This is a genomic window from Micromonospora sp. NPDC050397 (assembly GCF_044901685.1).
Classification (GTDB): Bacteria; Actinomycetota; Actinomycetes; order Mycobacteriales; family Micromonosporaceae; genus Micromonospora_G.
In genome coordinates this window covers 70,589-88,218 of sequence record NZ_JBJDPS010000013.1, presented here as the reverse complement: position 1 = coordinate 88,218, position 17,630 = coordinate 70,589, and the positions used below count along the sequence as shown (strand labels likewise).

Sequence of the window (17,630 nt, the reverse complement as noted above, 5' to 3'; positions counted from 1 at the left end):
GCTCCCCGCGCACGCGGGGATGGTCCCGCCCAGGCGGGGGCGGCCGAGCCGTTGTGGCGGTGCTCCCCGCGCACGCGGGGATGGTCCCCGTCCGTAGATGTCGAACGCCCTGGCGGTGAGGTGCTCCCCGCGCACGCGGGGATGGTCCCCCACAGAGCTACAGCACCGACCGCTGTGATCCGTGCTCCCCGGGCACGCGGGGATGGTCCCACGGTCGGCATGCCGTGCGGGTTGCCGATCACGTGCTCCCCGCGCACGCGGGGATGGTCCCAGCTCCTGACACCCTGGATCCGCGATCAACTGGTGCTCCCCGCGCACGCGGGGATGGTCCCGCCAGCCTCGGCCGCCCCGTCGTCACGGTGGGGTGCTCCCCGCGCACGCGGGGATGGTCCCGCATCCTGGCGATGGTCAACGACAAGGGTGGCGTGCTCCCCGCGCACGCGGGGATGGTCCCGCCAGCCTCGGCCGCCCCGTCGTCACGGTGGGGTGCTCCCCGCGCACGCGGGGATGGTCCCTACTACGTCGAGGCGATGCGCCCGACGGCGAAGTGCTCCCCGCGCACGCGGGGATGGTCCCGCGGTCGGCTTGACCCGGTAATGGTTGACCGTGTGCTCCCCGCGCACGCGGGGATGGTCCCTTGCACGTGCCGACCGCTTACCGCCCAGAAAGGTGCTCCCCGCGCACGCGGGGATGGTCCCCGACCACCCCGGCCACCCGCGCCGAGGTCTACGTGCTCCCCGCGCACGCGGGGATGGTCCTCGCCGCGGCGGCGTGAAGGACGAGCCAGGCGGGTGCTCCCCGCGCACGCGGGGATGGTCCCCTGAGGATTCCCTACTGCCCTGGTCAAAGCCAGTGCTCCCCGCGCACGCGGGGATGGTCCCCGCTGGCGGCACGGCAGCCACCCGCCGGACATGTGCTCCCCGCGCACGCGGGGATGGTCCCTGCCCGCAAGCGGCCATGCATCACCTGCCCGGGTGCTCCCCGCGCACGCGGGGATGGTCCCTGCGAGCTCCCGATTGTGGCCGTGCGTAAGGCGTGCTCCCCGCGCACGCGGGGATGGTCCCGATCCGGGCGTGCAGTACCTCAGGCGAAATTTGTGCTCCCCGCGCACGCGGGGATGGTCCGTCCTCGAACCCGGCGTGGTGCAGGACGCCTCCGTGCTCCCCGCGCACGCGGGGATGGTCCCGAGTTCAACCGGCTCTCCCCGTTCAGCAGCAGGTGCTCCCCGCGCACGCGGGGATGGTCCCCCCCGGCCCGGCCCATCGACCGGAGCGCAAGGAGTGCTCCCCGCGCACGCGGGGATGGTCCCGCCATGCCCGGCTTCCCGTGCGTGTCCATCCGGTGCTCCCCGCGCACGCGGGGATGGTCCTGGCGGAGTGCTCGGGGTATCAGCCCGTTTCGAGTGCTCCCCGCGCACGCGGGGATGGTCCCCCGACACGAGGCGGTGATCATGGCTCTCAAGCGTGCTCCCCGCGCACGCGGGGATGGTCCCGCGTACCTGCCTGGTGCGACTCGGCTGCCGACGTGCTCCCCGCGCACGCGGGGATGGTCCGCCCTGCGCGAACGTCTTCGCCGCGCGCTCGGCGTGCTCCCCGCGCACGCGGGGATGGTCCCGAGCCGACCGCGAGTTCGCCGACGACAACCAGGTGCTCCCCGCGCACGCGGGGATGGTCCTGGGAGGTGGTCTCGGCGACGAGTACGTCCTGGTGCTCCCCGCGCACGCGGGGATGGTCCCCATGGCCGACCACGGCACCACCTGTGATCTCACGTGCTCCCCGCGCACGCGGGGATGGTCCCACCGCGCTTATCCCTACCCTGGCGACCGGGCCGTGCTCCCCGCGCACGCGGGGATGGTCCCGCGGACAACATGGTCAAGGCGTTCGCGAAGGGGTGCTCCCCGCGCACGCGGGGATGGTCCCGTCGGCCACCAACGCCGCAGCCAGGTTCTCCAGTGCTCCCCGCGCACGCGGGGATGGTCCCCAGTCGGTCTTGGTGGCGATGAGCACGATCACGTGCTCCCCGCGCACGCGGGGATGGTCCCACGCTGCGGGCATCGTGCTGGACCCAGATCTGGTGCTCCCCGCGCACGCGGGGATGGTCCCCGCAACGGCCGCTCCGGGCTGGGACTGCCGAAGTGCTCCCCGCGCACGCGGGGATGGTCCCGCGATCCAGGACGTGATCCGGGCGAAGGTCCCGTGCTCCCCGCGCACGCGGGGATGGTCCCGACCGGCACTGAAGCGCATGCCTCTCGGTCGGGTGCTCCCCGCGCACGCGGGGATGGTCCCCGGCCGCGCTGATCACGCGATCGGTCATGCGGGTGCTCCCCGCGCACGCGGGGATGGTCCCGCCGGGTCCGACAGGGTGAACTCGGCGAGCAGGTGCTCCCCGCGCACGCGGGGATGGTCCCGACCTCCACGAGGGCCCGTCGAGCGGGAACATGTGCTCCCCGCGCACGCGGGGATGGTCCCCCGCCCGCCCGCGCTACCATCGATGAAGGACCGTGCTCCCCGCGCACGCGGGGATGGTCCCGTCCGGTCGGCCACCCTCAACGGCGAGGACATGTGCTCCCCGCGCACGCGGGGATGGTCCCCGCGAGGGCCGGTGGGCGGGCGACCTGTCGGTGTGCTCCCCGCGCACGCGGGGATGGTCCCGGATTCCGGTTACTGAGTGACGATTCCGGTTAGTGCTCCCCGCGCACGCGGGGATGGTCCCGATCCCCAACAGTTCGGAGAAGAGCATGTCGTGCTCCCCGCGCACGCGGGGATGGTCCCCGGGCCTCGGCCGCCGCCGGCGACAGCGCGGCGTGCTCCCCGCGCACGCGGGGATGGTCCCCGGGCCGGGGGTGGGGTTGGATAACACCGCCCGTGCTCCCCGCGCACGCGGGGATGGTCCCATTCAGGTTGGCCCATCCGGTCGGTGTCTGCTGTGCTCCCCGCGCACGCGGGGATGGTCCCACGGCCGTGATGCAACGGCGTGAGGTGTTCCCCGCGCACGCGGGGATGGTCCCCGGCCGTTGAGCCGCAACCCGCCCTGATTGGAGTGCTCCCCGCGCACGCGGGGATGGTCCCGGGCACGTTCGAGACCTTGGTCGAGCAGGTCGGTGCTCCCCGCGCACGCGGGGATGGTCCCCCGCCGTACCGTCCGCCACGGCGACCGCAGTCGTGCTCCCCGCGCACGCGGGGATGGTCCCACCGCCCCGGCCATCTGGGCGGAGATCAAGCCGTGCTACCCGCGCACGCGGGGATGGTCCCAGCTCCGGGTCGCCGGTCTTGAGAATCTCCTTGTGCTCCCCGCGCACGCGGGGATGGTCCGCGTCAGATCATCGTCATGACGGACGACATCGAGTGCTCCCCGCGCACGCGGGGATGGTCCCGTGCTCCTGGTCGTCTCCGGGTTCTTTATCCCGTGCTCCCCGCGCACGCGGGGATGGTCCCAACTTGGCCAGGGTGTCGAGGTTGTTCGACGCGTGCTCCCCGCGCACGCGGGGATGGTCCCGCGCCCGCAATCGACCCGGACAGCCAGTCCTAGTGCTCCCCGCGCACGGGGGGATGGTCCCGCGCAGCAGACCCCCCACCTGTCCACTGTTGCGTGCTCCCCGCGCACGCGGGGATGGTCCCGGGGTGGCAGTGGTTGATCGACGCCTGTGCGAGTGCTCCCCGCGCACGCGGAGATGGTCCCCCGATCGAGGAGATCCCGGCGGGGGCTCAACCTGTGCTCTCCGCGCACGCGGGGATGGTCCCCCGATCGAGGAGATCCCGGCGGGGGCTCAACCTGTGCTCTCCGCGCACGCGGGGATGGTCCCGCAGAATGGCCTGCGGCTCCAGGACCGCTTCGGTGCTCCCCGCGCACGCGGGGATGGTCCCCAGGTCCGGGCGGCGTCCGTGGGCCACGCCAGGTGCTCCCCGCGCACGCGGGGATGGTCCCTGGTCTCCACGCGCTGACTCAGTTCGGTCAGGTGCTCACTCACCGGACGGACACGTCGTGCGATGCTCTCTCAAACATTCGGTAATGGATCACAGTCCGGAACGACATCAGCACGAAGTGCCAGGGAGCGGGCAACGCTCTCCGGCCGCTTCACCCGCCTCCCGACGGGACCCCGGTGAGTGCGGCCACCACAATCGTGGCTAGCGCCGCGAGCACCATGAACGGTCCGTGCGGGATGGCATCTTTGCGCCCGGCTCGTCTCAGTAGCAGCAGTACGAGGGCCCCGAGTCCAGTGAGCACCAAGCCGAGGAAGGTCGCGACCGCGACCGCGGGCCATCCCGCCCAGCCCACGGTGATACCGAGCCCGAAGGCCAACTTGGCGTCGCCGAGGCCAATCCCGCCCCCGGTCAGCGCAGACATCAAGAAGTAGAACATCGCCGCTCCGGCGCAGGCGGCCAGTGCTTCGAGTAGCCGGTGGGCTTCGCCGGTAGAGAGGCACTGCGCCCCCAGAGCGGCGAGGACGCCGGCCGCGAGTAGCGCGGTGAGCCGGTCCGGCAGACGGTGGACCGCAAGGTCGACAATCGCGAGGATTAGGCCGACCAGCGCCACCCAGCAGTACGCGAGCAGTGGGAGTGCCTCATCGACCACAGTCGCGATGATGCCTAGCGACAACGCTGCTGCCACCTCTACAGATGCCCGCGGAGGCCCCGCCACCAGCTTGCACCAGCGGCATCGACCGGACCAAAGCCCGGCGAGGGTGCGCCACGAGACTCCAACTCCGGCGATCCGGCCGTTACAGCTGGGACACTCGATCTCCCGGGCGGGGCCGCTCGCTACCGAATAGCGGAACGCTTGCACCCTCAGGAGCGGTCCGGCGGCTATCCCGAGCCCGGCTGCGAGTCCGGCAACCCAGAGGTTCATCCTGGTGCCGATCGTCGCCAACGATCACGTTTCACGGCGTCAGGAAGCCGCAGCATCCGGCTGCTCTTCAGCCCAAGTGGCGTGGGATTCGCTGCGGTGCAAGGCATGCCCCAACGCCCGGATCGTCTCCAACCTGCGCTGTCCAGCCAGCGTGAGTGTCAGAAGCCGATGTCCGTTCGCGAACGTCTCTTTTGCGAGCCCGTTCTCGACCAGGCGGTGGACGGTGCGGGTGATCTCGCCATCGCCGATGCGGTTGCCCGTCCACTCGGTGATCGCGCTGCCAAGTTCTCCGTACCGCATCGGTCGTTCGCCGAGGCAAACCACCGCTCCAATCACGTGCTGATACTGCAGAATGTCCCGAATTTCTAGCAGGTCCCCGAAATCCACCCGTCCCCCGTAGCGCATCGCCGTACCGCGTTGCTTCGCACGTTATCGGGTGTCAGCTACCCGACAGTGAGGGAACAGTGTGCAGGCGGTAGTGACCTTGCTGTCAAGGGTATAGATGAAGAGTTTGCGTTGAGTTCAGGCAATTCAGGGCAAAAAGGCTGACTATCTGATCAGCTGATGGCCACCTGGTCGACGTCCTGGAAGGCCGAGTTCGCGTTGCCTCTGAAGTCCACGACGCGCTCAACCAACTCGCATACCTCCCTGCCCTTGCTGGTCAAGGTGATCGTTGGCTTGCCATCGAAATCCAGGTTGCTCGGCCCGGTGACTGTGCCGGCAGCTGCCAGTGCCGCAAATGCCGTGTTGATGGCATCGCCGTACGTGCGTAGCTCGGGGCAGTGTTGCGGGAAGCGGCCGTCCCTGACGGCAAGAAGGACGTCAACGATCAGGGGGGTAGCGAAGAAGTCAATCACGGACTGTAATTCGCTGCGGTCTTCGGGCATCCCCAACCAACTCCCCGTGAGTGATGGATGTCTGCGCTGTGATCTGCGGTCGAAGCTAGATGGCCACAGTGTGACGGTGACGCGGGGACCGTACAAGGGGGAGTGTCATCTCTTTGCGTTCCCCTGCATTAGTGCGCACGACGTACACCGAGAGTTAGGGACCTTTGTGCGTGGCCTTTCAGTGCCGGTGCGTCGTCCGGCATCGGAGGTGCTGGCAGTCGACCGACGACACATGGTCCTGGACTGGATGGGCGCTCACTCGGGTGCGCACCGGCGTGTGCGTACGCGAAAGAACGCACAGCGGAGGCGTACATGACGGTGCGTAGCGGCGGTCAGTTCGTATGCGCTAAGACCAATGGGTGCGTCCTACCGCAGGGGAGGTAGCAGGGATGCCCAGTCGTTTGATGCCCGGTTCCACGCTGTACGCCGATGGGCGACCGGCGGTCGAACTGCCGTCGTCTGGTCCCACCGACAAAGCTGAAGCGGGGACATCACCCCACTAGTTGGCCGGTCCCCAGTCCGGCCACGACGACAGGGAGACATCCAGATGACGACCCGGACCAAGGTGCGCAATTCGTTCGTCCTCACGTTGGGAGTAGCGCTGTGCGTACTCGTCGGATGCACGGCGGATCCCGCAGCCGAGCCGGACGCCGGACCGACATCCGCTGCTGCGGCGACGGCGTCGCCCACCCCTGATGCCGCTGAGGAGCGGGCCCGCAATGAGGTTCTCGCCGCCTACAACGGTTACCTGGAGACATACATCAAGGCATCAGCCCAGGCCGACTACCGGACCAACGAGTTGGCCACTTACGTGGGCGAACCACTGCTCGGCCAGTTGCTCAACAACCTCTACAACATGTCGCGCAGCGGGGTGCACAACGAGGGCCGCCCGACCTGGAGCCCGACGGTCACAGAGCTTCGTCTCGACGCGAACGAGGCGGTGATCCAGGACTGCTTCGACTCGACGAACTGGAACGCGGTCGGAGGAAAGACTCAGCCGACCGCGCAGGCGAAGAAGTACCCGGTGGTCTTGAGGGCGAAGCGTGTCAACGACAAGTGGTACGTGCACGAATCGACCGCTCAGCGGAGTTCGACATGCTGACTCGGACCCTACAGCGTGTCGCGCCGATCGCTGCCACCGTCATCGCTCTCCTCGGCCTGGCCGTAGCTCCCGCTCGGGCGGAGGACGTGTGGGTGTGCCCGCCGGTGGGGGACTGCTACCTGGTGGTCGAGAAGCCCGGTGATGGAGGCGGCGATACCCCGGGCGGTGGAGGAGAAGGTGGCGGCACGCAGGAGTGCACCTCCAACGGCGTCGTCGTGCCGTGTTGGCAGGCGGGTTGGGGATACCTCAATCCGGCGGATGGTTGTTACTACACCGTTGAATCTCCCCAGCCCGCAGCGGGAGATCCTGCATGGAAGGGACATGAGCCCGGTGACGGCACGGTGTACCGGCAAAGGTGCTTTGGTGATCTCGTCGGCGAGCTGGTGTGGCGGGAGGATCCGCCGCCGGGAACGCCAGGGAGCCTGAGCCCGGCGCAACTAGCGGCTCGGGCTGTCAAGGAACTGCCGATGCGCGGCGCCCAGATCGGTATCAGCCCGAACCAGGCCGGCACCGGGCTGGTGGGTCTACCGGTATGGATGTGGACCGCCGTGACGCCGCAGACCTGGGGGCCGATTACCGCAACGGCGTCCGTTCCTGGCCTGTCCGTTACGGCCCGCGGGATTGCCACGAAGATCACGTGGGAGATGGGGGACGCCGGCCGGTCCATCGTCTGTGACAACCCGGGTACTCCGTATGACAAGGCGAAGTACGGCGCCTCGGCGTCCCCGACGTGCGGTTACGACGGTTACTCGCAGCCCAGCCGCGCAAAGCCGGGTGGCCGGTACACGGTTACCGCCACAACGACGTGGCACATCGACTGGTGGGTCGTCGGGGGCGGGGCGACCGGAGCCGAGACGGTGACTCGCGAGTCCACAGCATCCATTCGCATCGACGAGCTTCAGGTGGTGACCAGGTGACGTCCACGACGGACGAGGTTTCGAGTCTCTCTAGGACCGCTGTTCCGCAGCGGAGGGTGGTCCGCGAGCGCAGCGTGCGCCGCGGCCGTCTCGGCATGGCGGTAGCCCTCATGGCGGTGTGCGCCCTCGGCGCGGTCGCGCTGTTCGGGTACGTCAGCCGCACTCAGCCATACCTGGCGGTCGCCAGGGACGTGCCGGTGGGCGCCCAGATTACCGCGGCAGACCTGGTCACCGTGCACCTCAACCCGGATCCGGGAATCGCCCCGGTATCCAGCAACCGGGTCCAATCAGTGGTCGGCAAGTACACCTCGGTTGCGCTGCTGCCCGGCACCCTAGTTAACGCGGGCGCCCTGGTCGACAAGCCGTTTCCCGCACCCGGCGACCAGGTGGTCGGTCTGTCTCTCAAGGCCGGGCAGATGCCGTCCACGCCGTTGAGGCCGGGGGCGAACGTGCTGCTCGTGTCGACCGAGGAAGCGGCCCAGGACAAGCCGGCTGCTGCGGCGCCCACGATCCGGGCGACGGTTGTGCATGTCATCGCGGGGGCGCGCGATGCCACGGCGACCGTGTCGGTCGCGGTTCGGGAGAGCGACGGACCGGTTGTCGCTCGGCTGGCCGCGCAGGGTCGGTTGGTGCTGACTCTGACGGCGGGGAGCTGACGATGGCGGTCATCTGCCTCGCCAGTGCCAAGGGATCGCCCGGGGTGACCACCGCTGGTCTGGCCTTCGCGCTGACGTGGTCGCGCCCGGTGGTGCTCGCAGAGTGCGACCCGGCTGGTGGTGATATCGCGGCCGGCTATTTGCGGCACCTGGATCTGGACGGTGGGCATGGTCTGATGCAGCTCGTCGTGGCTGAGTTGCGGGGGCAGTCCGGCGAGCGGTTCTGGTCCCAGCTGGTCGATCTGGACCCGCCGGGGGCGCGGCGGCTGCTGCTGCCTGGTATCGCCACCTCCGCGCAGGCGGCCAGTCTCGATCCCAACTGGCACAGCCTCGCGGGCTTTTTCGCCTCGCTCGAACACGGCGACCCAGGTTTCGATGTCATCGCCGATTGCGGCCGACTCGTCGCTCCGCACGCTCCGTGGCCGCTGCTGAGCCGCGCGGACCTCGTCCTGTTGTTGGTGAAGCCGACGTTGTCCTCGCTGTTGCCGGCCCGCGCCGTTATCCAGACGCTGCTCTCGGGCGCCGGGCCCGGCAGCGACGGCCGGATCGGGCTGCTGGTGGTCGGCGACGGCGACTACGACGACCGCGCCGTGTCCCGGCACCTCAACGTGCCGGTGATCGCGCACCTGCCCGACGACGACCGATCCGCTCATGTGCTCGCGCACGGCGGCACCGTCCGCACCAAGCGTCCGTTGTTGCGCGCAGCGGCGGCAGCCGAGGACAAGGTCATCCGATCCATCACCGGCCGACGCGACCGCCTCCGCGGTCCTGGCATTCGAGAGGCCGTTCATGTCGACGTTTGAGCACCCCCGGTGGCGCGACCCGGTCGACGGGATACCCGCGACGCAGGGCGCCGCCAGCGCGTCGCAGAACGGCCACGGCAATGGCACCGTTGCCGCGCTCGTCGCGTCGCCGCCGGTATTCGCTCCGACGGCGGACGAACCCGACTACGCGGTTATCCGGTCGCTTCAGAACGCCGTGAGCGACGAACTGTCGCGCTTGCTGGCCGGGCGTGAGTACATCAGCCCATCCGACCGAGAGGCCGAGGGGCGAAGGATCGCGACGCGACGCGTCGGCGAGTACGTCGACCAGCAAAGGATGAGCGGTACTCCGCTCAGCGGCGGCTACGAGCGGCGACTGCTTGACGGGGTGCTCGCGGCGCTGCTCGGCCTCGGCCGGCTTGATCGGCTGCTGCGCGAGCCTTTCGACACCATCACCATCCTCGGATGTGACGGTGTCCGGGTGGAGCGTCCGGACGGGCGCATCGACTTCGAGGCACCGGTCGCGGACAGCGACGAGGAATTCGTGCTGCTCCTTCAGGCGCTCGCGCGTCGTGCCGGCGGCACCGAACGGGCGCTGACCAAGGACAAGCCCACGCTGAGCATGGAGATGCCCGGCGGGCAGCGTCTCGCGGCGACATACCTGGTGACGCAGCGGCCCGTCGCGGTCATTCGTAACCACCAGATCCTCAAGGTCACCCTCGACGAACTCGTCACCCTCGACCAGGCGGACCCGAACAAAAGCGCCATGATCGATCCAGTCCTGCGGGACTTCCTCCGCACCGCGATGAGGGCTGGGCTCAACATCATGGTCGCCGGTGTTCCAGGCAGCGGAAAGACCTCCCTCCTGCGGGCATTGGCGAGCGAGACCCCACCTGACGAGTGGATGATCGTCATGGAGGAGGCCCGGGAACTGGGTCTGCACAAAACCGGCCGCCACCCGTGGGCAGTCTCCATGGAAACCAGGGAAGGCCACGGTGAGCGCGGCCCGGACGGTCGACCCATCGGAGAGATCACGCTCGACGATCTGATTCCGATCGGCTTGCAGCTCAACGCGAGGCGCATCATCGTCGGCGAGGTCCGGTCCCGGGAAATCGTCGCCATGCTCCAGGCGATGGGCACGACCAACGGGTCGCTGTGCACGATCCACGCCCGCGAACCCGGCCTCGTCTTCGACCGCGTTGTCGAACTGGCGCTCAGCCACCGCGACGAGCGGTCCGATCGGCGCGCGTATCTCCAGGTCGCTAACGCCCTTGACCTGGTGGTCTACGTCAACCTCATCGACGAGAGCGCGATCGGAGGCCGCAAGCACCGGTTCGTATCCCACGTGATCGAGGTCGGCGGCCTGGTGGAGGACGGACGGCCCCGCACCACCCAGATCTTCGGACCGGGACCGGACGGCCGGGCCGTCCCGATGCACCAGCCGGACCGGCTCAAGCAGCACTTCCTCCTCGCCGGCTACGACCCGACCGTCCTGACCGCGCACCGCGGCCGAGGCGCATGGCCCCGGCCGCTACCCCGGCTGGGGGTGCGGGGGTGAACCCGATCCTCATCGCCGCCTTGCTCGGCGCCGGTCTCGTCGGCAGCCTCGTGCTGGGAATCACGGCGCTCGCCGGCACCACCGAGCCCGACCGGCCACCATCCCCGTGGACGACGCGAGTCCGCTGGATCTGGTACGGAGCCAGCACAACAAGACAAGCCCAACGCCGCCACCAAGCCTGGCTGATCGGCGCGCTCACGGCCGGAATCCTCGCCTGGATCATCAGCGGGGTACCCGTGGCAGCCCCGCTCGTTGCCCTCGCCGTCCCGGGCGTGCCCTGGCTAATGTCCGCGGGCAAGGAGGAACAACGCTCCATCACCCGCGTCGAGGCGGTGGAGGCATGGACCCGCCGCCTGCGCGACGTCGAGGACTCCGGCGTCGGACTCCAGGAAGCTATTGCCGAGACCGCGCAGACCGCCCCGGCGGCCATCGCCCCGGAGGTCCAACTGCTCGCCGCCCGGATACAAGCCCGATGGGACACCGAAACGGCGCTCTACGACTTCGCGGAAGCTCTCCAGGATCCGGTCAGTGACCAGGTCGTCGTGGCGCTCGCGCTGCACCTCACAGACCGGGGCGCAAAGCTGACCGACGCGCTGACCGGCATCGCGGAAGCGGCAGCTGACGAGGTCGCGATGCGCCGCGAAACGGCCTCGAAGCGATCCCGGGCACGATTCCAGATCCGGTTCCTCACCATCGGGTCGGTCCTGCTGGTCGGCTTCGGCCTAGCCAGCGGCCAGTACACCGCACCGTACGGCGACGCCCGCGGTCAGGTCGTACTCGCCGTCCTGGCGTGCGCCTTCATCGGCTGCCTCTGGTGGGCCCGGACGTTGAGCCTCCCACCGGCAGAACAGAGGTTCCTGTCCGCAGCCCCGAGCACCGCCGGGCGGAATGCGTCATGACACCCACCTGGATCAGCATCACCGCCGTACTCGGGGCGGGATTCGGTCTCGCGGTGTTCCTCGCCGTCCACGAGCTACGCCCCGCCAGCCCGGCACTTGGCCCGGCGCTGGCTCGCCTGCAACCCCCGACCGGCGCGGCGGCACCCCAGTCCGCGCGGTCCAAGGCCATCAACCGTCTGGCCAACCAGATGCAGCGCATCATTCCGGCCACCGATCTACGGCTGCTGGGCCGAACTCCCGAGGAATTCGTCACCAGCCTCATCGTCGCCGGCCTGCTCGGGCTCGCCGTCCCGTCGATCCTGCTCGGCATGCTGGCGCTGACGGGCCGCAGCTTCGGCACCGGCGTCCCGGTCGGCGCCGCGATTGGCTTCGCCGCGCTGCTCGTCCTCATCGTCTACCGGGACGTCGGTCAGAAGGCCGTCATCGCCCGCCGTGAGTGCCGCCGCGCGGTCTGCACGTACCTCGACCTGGTCGCGTTGCAGCGAGCAGCGGGACGCGGCACCGAGGAATCGCTCATTCGGGCAGCCAGCAAGGGCAACGGCTGGGTTTTCAGCAGGATCCGACAGACCCTGCTGCACGCCGAACTGTCCGTGTCGGCGCCATGGGACGGGCTCAAGCAACTCGGGACCGACCTTGGCGTACCGGAGCTGGGCGACCTCGGCGACATTATGCAGGCCGCAGGCGTCACCGGTGCCCAGGTCTACCGGACGCTGCGGGCCCGAGCCACCTCCCTACGCGCCCAGATCCGCACCGACGAGTTGGCCCGCGCCGAGCTGCGCACCTCGCAACTGGAGATCCCCGGAGCGCTGCTGCTGGTCGTGCTCATGCTCCTGGCCCTCTACCCCTTCGCGGCACGGCTACTCGCCGCACCAGCCGTCAACTGACCACGAAAACAGGAGGTCGCCATGGAAACCACCAGCCCATCCGCTTGGACCATCTACGCCCTACGGCTGCTCGCCGCACTGCGCCGCGACGACCGCGGCGAAGTCGTGCCGACCGCGATCATCTACGCGATCACGGCGGTCATCGCACTCGCCCTGCTCACTGCCGCGTCCGACTACGTGTACGGATGGATCGGGCTCTGGCCGGACGCCGCAGCCCCAGCTGTGCCCGCACCGTGACGAATAGTCCAGGCGGGCTCCTGGGCCGGCGGCCACGCTGGCTCAGGAGCCTGACCGACGACCGGGGATCGAGCAACATCGAGATGGCGATCCTGTTCCCGACCTTCGTCATCTTGATCCTTCTCGGTGTGCAGACCGCGATGATCTTTCACGGACGGATGGTCGCCTTATCGGCAGCACAGCAAGGGGCCGCTGCCGAGTCTGCCTATCGTGCCCCGGACGGGGCGGGACAGGCGCAGGCCGGCGCATACCTGACCCGGATGGGCGACGTGCTCAACGAGTGGGAGATAACGGTCACCCCGGTAGCCGAAGGAGGGGCCGAGCCCACGGCGGTCCGAGTCACCGTCACCGGCACCACCCTCGGCTGGCTGGGCAGGCGATTCCAGGTCAGCCAGACCGCCTACAGCCCAATCGAACAATTCACCACGGAGACCGATTCGTGAGACGGCAACCAGGGAGACAACGCGGCTCGGTCACCATCGAGCTAGCCATCCTGGCGCCCAGCCTCCTGCTGGTCGCCAGCTTCGCCATGCTCGTCGGGCGAATCTCCCTGGCAAACGCCGCGCTCGACGCCGCGACCTACTCCGCGGCCCGGTCCGCATCGCTCGCCCGCGAATCGGGCACCGCCCAGACCCGCGCGGAGTCCTCGATTCAAACGACCCTCGACGCGCAGGACATTCACTGCCTCAACCTGCTCGTCCGCGTGGACACGACTCAGTTCACCCGCGTTGTCGGCGAGCCGGCCAGCGTCACCGTCACCGTCGAATGCCGCGTCGACCTGTCCGCAGGCGCGATGCCCGGTATGCCGACCTCGCGGTGGATCACGGCAGCCTACAGCTCACCGCTCGACCTGTTTCGGAGCAGAACAGGATGACCCGCCGTCCAACCACACAGTCGACCGGCCACGACGCCGGCCGTATCGGGCTGTTCTACGCCATCGTCCTGCCCGGCCTGATCGCCATGATCGGCCTAGCCGGAGACGGCGCCGGATACATCCGCACCACCCAACGGGCGAACAACATCGCCGCAGAGGCCGCCAGAGCAGGCGGACAGGCGATCCGACTACCCGAAGCGATCAACGGCGAGACGAAGACCGTCGACACGACCAAAGCCATCGCCGCCGTCGCCGACTACCTCAGAACCGCGGGCATCACCGACTGGCAGGCAACCATCAACGACGACGAACAGCAGCTCACCGTCACGGTCACCGTGCAGTACGACCCACTCCTCGTCGATGTCCTGCCCGGCGTCACGACAATCCCCGCAAATGCAACCGTCACTGCAACACTGCTGGTGGGATGATCCATGGCCAACCCGGCTCGCAGAAACACACCGCCCACCCGCCCGTCGCGTGCCGCCGGTACCGCGGCCCGCCTCGCCGCTCAGCTGAGCATCCTGGCCACCTTCGGCGGTATCCCGTACGCGCTCTACGCCCTAGCCGGTAACCCGCTGCCCGACCAGTTGCCCACCTGGTCCCACCTCGGCGAGCTGCTCACCACCCGGGACGACGGCAGCGCCTTCCTCGCCGCGATCACCTGGGCCGGATGGATCGGCTGGGCATCATTCGCCCTTCCTCTCCTCCTGGAAATCATCTGCCACGTCTTTCGCTGGCGACCTCCTCGAATTCTCGGCCTCGCGTGGCAGCAACGCCGCGCCGCAGCGCTTGTCGCCGCCGCTCTGTCCATCGGCGCAGCACCGGCCGTAGCCAGCGCAAACGCGGTCACCATGCCGTCCGCGCCGCCAATCGCCGCCGCCTCGTATGCCGCGTCCACACAGGCACCGACCATCCTCCATCTCGCGTCCCTCAACACCGCAGCTCCATCTGGCCTCAACAGCGAAAGGAACGCGAAGGGAAACGCCCCGGTCTACGAGGTCGCGCGCGGCGACTGGCTCTACCACATCGCCGAACGATTCTTTGACGACGGCGAACGCTACCTCGACATCGCCAAACTCAACCCCGAACTGGAGAGGGCAGACCCACGATTCCCCAACCACATCGTCTCGGGGCAGCAACTCCGACTTCCCGCCGACGCCGACGACCGAGGAACTCGCCACCACGCCACCGGCAAACTACGCACGCCCCCGCAACCATCAACCACCGAGAATGCCCCTGGCGCGACACCTTCGGACAACGCGCCCGACGAGGTCACGCCGCCAACCCCGCCACCAGCAGCAGCAACACCGACTCCCTCGGCGACAGCCAGCGCCACGACGACACTCGAAGCACCCGCCTCGCCATCGGCGACGCCCCACGAGACAGCACCACCTGCGCCGACCTCCGCTGCCGAAAAGAACGAACCAGACTCCAACGCGGACGACGCTGACCTAGACACCGCGCTCCCCATCACCGCAGCCCTGGCCACCGCGGGACTCCTCGCTGCGCTACTCCTGTTCCGCCTCACGCGACGCCGACGTCGACAGCGTCAACACCGCCGCCCCGGTCGCCGAATTCCCACGCCCAGTCCCGCCGTCGAGCGGCGGGTTCGTGTTGCCGCCCAACCCGTCGACGTCAACCGGCTCGACCATGCTCTACGGGCACTGGCCGCTGGCCTGCGCGACTACAACACTGTCGACCTGCCCGACCTCGCCGCCGCGTGGCTGTCCGGGGGAGAGGTCCACCTCATGCTGGCCCGGGCCAACGCCTCGGCGCCTCCACCCTTCGAGGCCGACGGCACCGCGATGGGCTGGATGCTGCCGGCCGCGGCGACCCTTCCCAATGTCGATGAGACCCTGGCGCCTCTGCCGGTCCTCGTCACCGTGGCGTCCCGGCCCGGCGGCGATCACCTTCTGATCGACCTCGAACGCACGGGTCTGCTCGCCATCAGCGGCGACACCGAGCGCACGGCAGATCTCATCCGGTACATCGCGGCCGAACTGGCGACCAACCAGTGGAGCGACGACGCGGAAGTGGTACTGGCCGGTTTCGACCCCACCGACGCCGACAACCTGATCGCCATCGGCGGAAACCGCATCACTGCGGCAACCTCAACAGCCAGCGCCATCGAGCGAGCCCGACGCCGCGCCGCAGCCAACGCCAAAGCCATGAACGACACCGGTATCACCTCCACCTTCGCCGGGCGCGTGGGCGACATCGTCGCCGACGCGTGGATGCCGCATGTGCTCCTGATCGCCGACGGAACCGACGTCGAAGAACACTTGACAGCGCTCGCAGCCGAACTCCGCCTGGCTGGCCGATGCGGCGTTGCGGCCGCAGTTGTCACCTCAACCATGACGACCTGGCAGGTCGACATCAGCACCGATGGCAGCCTCGCCATCGACTGGCTCAGCATCACCAACACCGCCGCCACCCGGCTTCCCCGCGACCAGCTCACGCGCCTCGCACCCGTCATGCGAGCCGCCCGAGCCGCCGCGCCCAACGAGAATCAGCCCGGAGACGAGCCAGTGCCCGCCGCAACCGAACCGGACCCCTGGGCCGAGGGCACCGACGCGCATGGCCACTTGCTGGACGTCGACGACATCCCGCTCCGATTTCAGGACGGAAGCCCGGACGACAACGAGCACCACCGCGCACACGATGACCCGGCCGCCGTGCGCGCGCATCCGGCTGCATATGAACACGCACAAGAGAGGCGAGCGGCCGTGCCCGAACCCGACCGCAGCACCCCGGCGCCCGCACAAGCCGGCCCCAACGTGGCGCAGCCCGTGGACATTGCAGCTCTTACCCCGATCACTAACGGGGCGGTCGCCAGGACCGCATCCGTACCCCCAGTTCGCCACCGCGAACCGCACGACCCCACCCTCAATGAGGACCTTGACGCCTGGGACCGACCCGACCCCTACCGACCGCGGATCGCGATCCTCGGCCCGGTCGAAGTCGACGCCCCCGGAGAGACGCCCGACGAACGGATCCGTTTTTACTCGGAACTGGTGGTTTACCTTGCGCAGCGTGGCCGCGCCGGGGCTACCGGCGAACAGATCGACGAGGCGCTGTGGCCTGAACGCGGTGTCAACGCCCGTAGCCGCCGCGTCGCCATTAGCAAGGTACGCCGCTGGCTCGGTGAAACCGACGAGGGAACCCAGTGGCTTCCACCCAACGCAGGGGCCGACCGGCTCTACCGGCTCACTCCCGGCGTACTCATCGACTGGCAACTGTTCCGCCGTCTCCGAGCCCGGGGCGAAGCCAGGGGAGCAGCAGGCACGGCCGACCTCCGCCGCGCGCTCGAACTCGTGCGCGGCGAGCCTCTTGCCGGTGCGGAACTGCCCTACTCATCGGGCTACCGCAACCCATACACATGGCTACCGGGGAGCGACGTCCAACCGCACAACCTCGCCTCCGCCATAGTCGACACCGCGCACCAACTCGTCGACCTGTATCTCGAAGCAGGAGACACCGGAGGGGCACGCTGGGCCGTGGAACGCGCCTGGATCGCAGACCCCACTCACCTTGACGACCACCCCTGGGTTGACGCCATGCGCGTCGCCCACGCCGCCGGCCGTTTGGCCGAACTCCGCGCCCTTCTCGACGGCCTCGTGCGTACCCGCGAGGTGGAAGTCCCGGAGGATCTCTCGCCGGACACGTACGGCGCCATTCATGAGTTGGTGGGTGATCTGCTCAGGGTAAGTTAAAACGAGTCTATGTGAAGGGCCATGTTAATCATTCCGCGCCACGGACTTATGCAATCGGCTCGGATGGTTCGCGCCCAGCTGGCTCGACGAGCCGCGTCATTATGTGGGATGTACGAGTCGCAGTGGCGTCCTTGGCGTCGGTGCTCGGTTGAGCCTGTTCTGTGTCTCATATCGTGCCCTCCGGCTCGCTCGTGACTATAGGCAAAGCCCTCATGCATTCCGAAGCCCGCGTGTCCCGTGCCGCGATTAAGTGATCTGCGAGCCAGGCTGTGAAGGCTTGGCTGGTGGCAACGAAGC

At 68.8% G+C, this 17,630-nt stretch carries 15 protein-coding genes and 1 CRISPR repeat array (1 of these 16 cut by a window edge); of the genes, 12 read left to right on the top strand and 3 right to left on the bottom strand.

From position 1 onward, the window contains the following. Positions 1–3,924: direct repeats of the CRISPR family, unit length 22 nt; unit sequence CCGCGCACGCGGGGATGGTCCC (it extends 1,958 nt beyond the left edge of the window). A gap of 150 nt (positions 3,925–4,074) precedes the next feature. The 3 genes from ACI2K4_RS29385 to ACI2K4_RS29375 all read right to left on the bottom strand — a co-directional run bounded on the left by ACI2K4_RS29385 (position 4,075) and on the right by ACI2K4_RS29375 (position 5,732). Beyond that, positions 4,075–4,866, bottom strand: coding sequence for a prepilin peptidase (locus ACI2K4_RS29385; protein WP_404515989.1), 792 nt, complete (start codon positions 4,864–4,866; stop codon positions 4,075–4,077). Between the two features lie 18 nt (positions 4,867–4,884). Then, positions 4,885–5,232, bottom strand: coding sequence for a hypothetical protein (locus ACI2K4_RS29380; protein ID WP_404515988.1), 348 nt, complete (start codon positions 5,230–5,232; stop codon positions 4,885–4,887). A 170-nt stretch (positions 5,233–5,402) separates the two neighbouring features. Next, the gene (locus ACI2K4_RS29375; RefSeq protein WP_404515987.1) at positions 5,403–5,732 is read right to left on the bottom strand and encodes a hypothetical protein; all 330 of its coding nucleotides are present in this window, start codon (positions 5,730–5,732) and stop codon (positions 5,403–5,405) included. Between the two features lie 547 nt (positions 5,733–6,279). Between ACI2K4_RS29375 and ACI2K4_RS29370 the strand changes: the two genes are divergently transcribed. Genes ACI2K4_RS29370 through ACI2K4_RS29315 form a run of 12 tightly spaced genes read left to right on the top strand, consistent with a single transcriptional unit; the run spans position 6,280 to position 17,333 of the window. Further along, positions 6,280–6,834 carry a hypothetical protein gene (locus ACI2K4_RS29370; protein WP_404515986.1) on the top strand — a complete coding sequence of 185 codons (555 nt, stop codon included), beginning with the start codon at positions 6,280–6,282 and terminating at the stop codon, positions 6,832–6,834. After that, complete coding sequence (locus ACI2K4_RS29365) at positions 6,828–7,751, top strand: hypothetical protein (protein WP_404515985.1); 924 nt, start codon at positions 6,828–6,830, stop codon at positions 7,749–7,751. The genes ACI2K4_RS29370 and ACI2K4_RS29365 overlap by 7 nt, the downstream gene beginning before the upstream one ends. A gap of 56 nt (positions 7,752–7,807) precedes the next feature. Further along, entirely contained in the window at positions 7,808–8,407 is a 600-nt protein-coding gene (locus ACI2K4_RS29360) for an SAF domain-containing protein (RefSeq protein ID WP_404515984.1), read from the top strand. 2 nt (positions 8,408–8,409) lie between these two features. Continuing rightward, positions 8,410–9,210, top strand: coding sequence for a ParA family protein (locus ACI2K4_RS29355; protein WP_404515983.1), 801 nt, complete (start codon positions 8,410–8,412; stop codon positions 9,208–9,210). Continuing rightward, on the top strand, positions 9,197–10,726 hold the full coding sequence (locus ACI2K4_RS29350) for an ATPase, T2SS/T4P/T4SS family (protein ID WP_404515982.1): 1,530 nt from the start codon (positions 9,197–9,199) through the stop codon (positions 10,724–10,726). The genes ACI2K4_RS29355 and ACI2K4_RS29350 overlap by 14 nt, the downstream gene beginning before the upstream one ends. Next, positions 10,723–11,625 (top strand): type II secretion system F family protein, encoded by a 903-nt coding sequence (locus ACI2K4_RS29345; RefSeq protein ID WP_404515981.1) that lies wholly within the window; start codon positions 10,723–10,725, stop codon positions 11,623–11,625. Before ACI2K4_RS29350 ends, ACI2K4_RS29345 begins: the two co-directional genes overlap by 4 nt. Beyond that, positions 11,622–12,509, top strand: a complete 888-nt coding sequence (locus tag ACI2K4_RS29340) for a type II secretion system F family protein (RefSeq protein WP_404515980.1) — start codon at positions 11,622–11,624, stop codon at positions 12,507–12,509. Before ACI2K4_RS29345 ends, ACI2K4_RS29340 begins: the two co-directional genes overlap by 4 nt. A 21-nt stretch (positions 12,510–12,530) precedes the next feature. Continuing rightward, on the top strand, positions 12,531–12,746 hold the full coding sequence (locus tag ACI2K4_RS29335; RefSeq protein ID WP_404515979.1) for a hypothetical protein: 216 nt from the start codon (positions 12,531–12,533) through the stop codon (positions 12,744–12,746). Beyond that, complete coding sequence (locus tag ACI2K4_RS29330) at positions 12,695–13,189, top strand: TadE/TadG family type IV pilus assembly protein (RefSeq protein ID WP_404515978.1); 495 nt, start codon at positions 12,695–12,697, stop codon at positions 13,187–13,189. Before ACI2K4_RS29335 ends, ACI2K4_RS29330 begins: the two co-directional genes overlap by 52 nt. Then, positions 13,186–13,620 carry a TadE/TadG family type IV pilus assembly protein gene (locus tag ACI2K4_RS29325; protein WP_404515976.1) on the top strand — a complete coding sequence of 145 codons (435 nt, stop codon included), beginning with the start codon at positions 13,186–13,188 and terminating at the stop codon, positions 13,618–13,620. The genes ACI2K4_RS29330 and ACI2K4_RS29325 overlap by 4 nt, the downstream gene beginning before the upstream one ends. Then, complete coding sequence (locus ACI2K4_RS29320) at positions 13,617–14,048, top strand: pilus assembly protein TadG-related protein (protein WP_404515975.1); 432 nt, start codon at positions 13,617–13,619, stop codon at positions 14,046–14,048. Before ACI2K4_RS29325 ends, ACI2K4_RS29320 begins: the two co-directional genes overlap by 4 nt. Positions 14,049–14,051: 3 nt before the next feature. Then, positions 14,052–17,333 carry a peptidoglycan-binding protein gene (locus tag ACI2K4_RS29315; protein WP_404515974.1) on the top strand — a complete coding sequence of 1,094 codons (3,282 nt, stop codon included), beginning with the start codon at positions 14,052–14,054 and terminating at the stop codon, positions 17,331–17,333. Positions 17,334–17,630 lie beyond the last annotated feature (297 nt).

Coding starts and splice junctions, on each gene's coding strand:
- ACI2K4_RS29320 (WP_404515975.1), top strand. CDS start 13,617: ATGACCCGCCGTCCAACCACACAGTCGACCGGCCACGACGCCGGCCGT.
- ACI2K4_RS29350 (WP_404515982.1), top strand. CDS start 9,197: ATGTCGACGTTTGAGCACCCCCGGTGGCGCGACCCGGTCGACGGGATA.
- ACI2K4_RS29330 (WP_404515978.1), top strand. CDS start 12,695: ATGGATCGGGCTCTGGCCGGACGCCGCAGCCCCAGCTGTGCCCGCACC.
- ACI2K4_RS29375 (WP_404515987.1), bottom strand. CDS start 5,732: ATGCCCGAAGACCGCAGCGAATTACAGTCCGTGATTGACTTCTTCGCT.
- ACI2K4_RS29365 (WP_404515985.1), top strand. CDS start 6,828: ATGCTGACTCGGACCCTACAGCGTGTCGCGCCGATCGCTGCCACCGTC.
- ACI2K4_RS29340 (WP_404515980.1), top strand. CDS start 11,622: ATGACACCCACCTGGATCAGCATCACCGCCGTACTCGGGGCGGGATTC.
- ACI2K4_RS29315 (WP_404515974.1), top strand. CDS start 14,052: ATGGCCAACCCGGCTCGCAGAAACACACCGCCCACCCGCCCGTCGCGT.
- ACI2K4_RS29370 (WP_404515986.1), top strand. CDS start 6,280: ATGACGACCCGGACCAAGGTGCGCAATTCGTTCGTCCTCACGTTGGGA.
- ACI2K4_RS29335 (WP_404515979.1), top strand. CDS start 12,531: ATGGAAACCACCAGCCCATCCGCTTGGACCATCTACGCCCTACGGCTG.
- ACI2K4_RS29355 (WP_404515983.1), top strand. CDS start 8,410: ATGGCGGTCATCTGCCTCGCCAGTGCCAAGGGATCGCCCGGGGTGACC.